At 61.1% G+C, this 2,628-nt stretch carries 3 protein-coding genes; all 3 read left to right on the forward strand.

Translation table 11 applies throughout. The features are described from left to right. The coding region (locus tag VFQ05_09235) for a nitronate monooxygenase (protein HET9326941.1) at positions 1-927 on the forward strand (927 nt) is incomplete at its 5' end. A gap of 35 nt (positions 928-962) precedes the next feature. Continuing rightward, on the forward strand, positions 963-1,259 hold the full coding sequence (locus tag VFQ05_09240) for a DUF1330 domain-containing protein (GenBank protein ID HET9326942.1): 297 nt from the start codon (positions 963-965) through the stop codon (positions 1,257-1,259). A 66-nt stretch (positions 1,260-1,325) separates the two neighbouring features. Next, a complete protein-coding gene (locus tag VFQ05_09245) occupies positions 1,326-2,378 on the forward strand; it encodes a medium chain dehydrogenase/reductase family protein (GenBank protein HET9326943.1) in 1,053 nt (350 codons plus the stop codon). Positions 2,379-2,628: the final 250 nt, after the last annotated feature.

Genomic DNA, 2,628 nt, shown 5'->3' on the forward strand with positions numbered 1-2,628 from the left:
CTGGCGCCCATGAACGTCATCGCGGGCGGGAGGCTTGCTGCCGCCGTCTCCAAGGCGGGCGGGCTCGGCCTCATCGGCGGCGGTTATGGCGACGCCGATTGGCTCGAGCAGCAATTCGCAGCAGCGAGGAATGCACGGGTCGGCTGCGGGTTCATTACCTGGTCGATGGCGAGGAATCCGGAGCTGCTGGATCAGGTTCTGGCCAAGCAGCCGGCGGCTGTGATGCTCTCCTTCGGGGAGCTCGAGCCACACGCGTCACGCATCAAGGCGCGAGGAGTGCCGCTCATCTGCCAGGTGCAAGGCATGAAGTACTTGCGCGAAGCCGTCGATGCGTGCGCCGACATCATCGTCGCCGAAGGATGCGAAGCAGGAGGTCACAGCGGCTACCGGGGCGTGTTCACGCTGGTCCCCGAAGCCGCCGACTATCTGGCGAAACGCTCCCCCGATACCGTTTTGGTCGCCGCCGGCGGCGTTGGAGACGGCCGCGGCCTAGCTGCGGCGCTGATGCTTGGCGCGGACGGCGTTCTTATCGGCACCCGCTTCATCGCGAGCCCCGAGTCCGAAGCGCCAGAAGGATTTCGCCAGGCGATCATCCGCGCCGACGGCGACTCCACGATGAAATCAACCTCAGTCGATATCGCCCGAAAGCGCTACTGGCCCAATCCGGAATTCGTAATTCGCGTTCTCAAGAACAGCTTCGTTGCCAAGTGGCATGGGCGCGAGCGCGAGATGGAGAAGGCGATCGATGTCGAGTATGAGCGCTTCTGGGCTGCTTTCAACGCAGGCGACGCCGATAACTCCGGTGTACTTATGGGAGAGGTGTCAGGATTAATCCACGACGCGCCGCCTGCCGCGCAGATCGTCGAAAACATGATCGCGCAGGCTTGCCAGCTCTTGGGTTCGCACTCGCGGTACGTTGCGAGCTAACGGCTCGCCCACCTTAACATCACCGGGGTACACGCATGCCCGCCTATCTGATTGCAGAGCACATCATCACCGACGCAGCGAAGTTCGAGGAATACAGAACCAAGGTGGGGCCGATGATGGCGAAGTATGGCGGGCGTTACCTGACCAAAGGCGGAAGCCATCGATTGCCTGAGGGTGGTCACTGGAAACCAGAGCGGGTTGTAATCATCGAGTTTCCAGACATGGATTCCCTTAACCGTTGGTACAACTCGCCCGAATATCAGCCGCTCTTAACCCTCCGCAAAGCGTGTACCAATGATCTCGACATGCTGTTCACCCTCGAAGGCGTCTAAGGATGAGAACCTAACGAGCGCGTTAAGCGTCAGGCGGCGCGGAGCGCGCCAGGGAGAAACAGGTCCGTGAAACAGACGCGCATCATCGTCACTCACTATGGCGGCCCCGATGCGCTTCAGGTGCTCGAAGAAGAGTGCCCGGAGCCGAAGGACGGTGAAGTGCGCGTGAAAGTGCTGGCCGCTGGCGTCTCTTTGCCGGATGTCATGGCGCGCGAGGGCATTCATCCCGAAACGCCCCCGGTGCCCTTCACGCCGGGCTGGGATCTCGTTGGCGCAGTGGATCGGCTCGGCGACGGCGTCTCCGGAATCGAACCCGGCCAGGTCGTAGCCGCGATGCCGATCAGCGGCGCCTACGCTGAGTTCGTCTGCCTGCCGCAACGCGAGCTGGTTACGGTGCCGTCCGAATTGGACCCCAGCGAGGCGGTCAGTCTCGTGCTGAATTACGTCACGGCATACCAGATGCTGCATCGTGCCGCCAAGGTCAGAGCGGGCCAGCGCGCGCTGATACACGGCGCGGCAGGCGGGGTCGGCACGGCGCTATTGCAGCTCGGGCGCCTCGCCGAGCTGGAGATGTATGGCACCTGTTCATCGAAAGGGGCAGGGATCGTTTCCGATCTGGGCGGTATCCCGATTGATTACAAGAATCGGGACTTCGTGGAAGAGATTCACCGCCTCTCGGGCGGGGGAGTGGATGTCGTCTTTGACGGCATTGGTGGCAGCCACATCTGGCGTTCCCGCAAAGCTCTCCGTCCCGGCGGGAGAGTCGTGGCCTACGGCCTCACTGGCTCGCTGCGTGGCGGCCGTTTGGCCTCAGGTCGTTCAGGGGGTCGCCATCGCTTTCGTGCAATTCTGATTTTCGGGGTCTACATCGCAGGCGGCTGGCTGTTCCCAGGCCGCAAACGCGTGGTTCCCTACAGCATCCAAACGCTCAAACGGCTGAAACCGGCATTGTTTCGACAGGATTTGATTGCCCTACTCGAGCTCCTTCAACAGAAGAAGATCAAGCCGCTTATTGCGCAGAGATTTCCGCTTGCCAAAGCAAGACAGGCGCAGGAGTCGCTCGGCAAGGGAGGTGTGACAGGCAAAATCGTGCTAGTGCGCAACGGATCATCGCTTTGAGTCAAGAGCGACTTAATGACGTCTCTGGTGCGAGCAGGCTCCGATCCCACCGTAAGCTAGTGAAGGTCGAGCATTCGAGCGCAGCGCTCAGAAGGAAAACAGTATGCGTCTGAAGACAACGCTCGGTTGTGGACCCACCCCTCAACTCGCTGCGCTTCGCATACAGCGCGGCAAACCCGAACGTTAGATCCGTTGACGGAATGTCTGAGTTCTTACTAAACGGAGGTCTCTGAGATGCGTAACTCGGTCG

The organism is Candidatus Eisenbacteria bacterium (assembly GCA_035712145.1).
In the GTDB taxonomy this organism is placed as follows: Bacteria; Eisenbacteria; RBG-16-71-46; order RBG-16-71-46; family RBG-16-71-46; genus DASTBI01.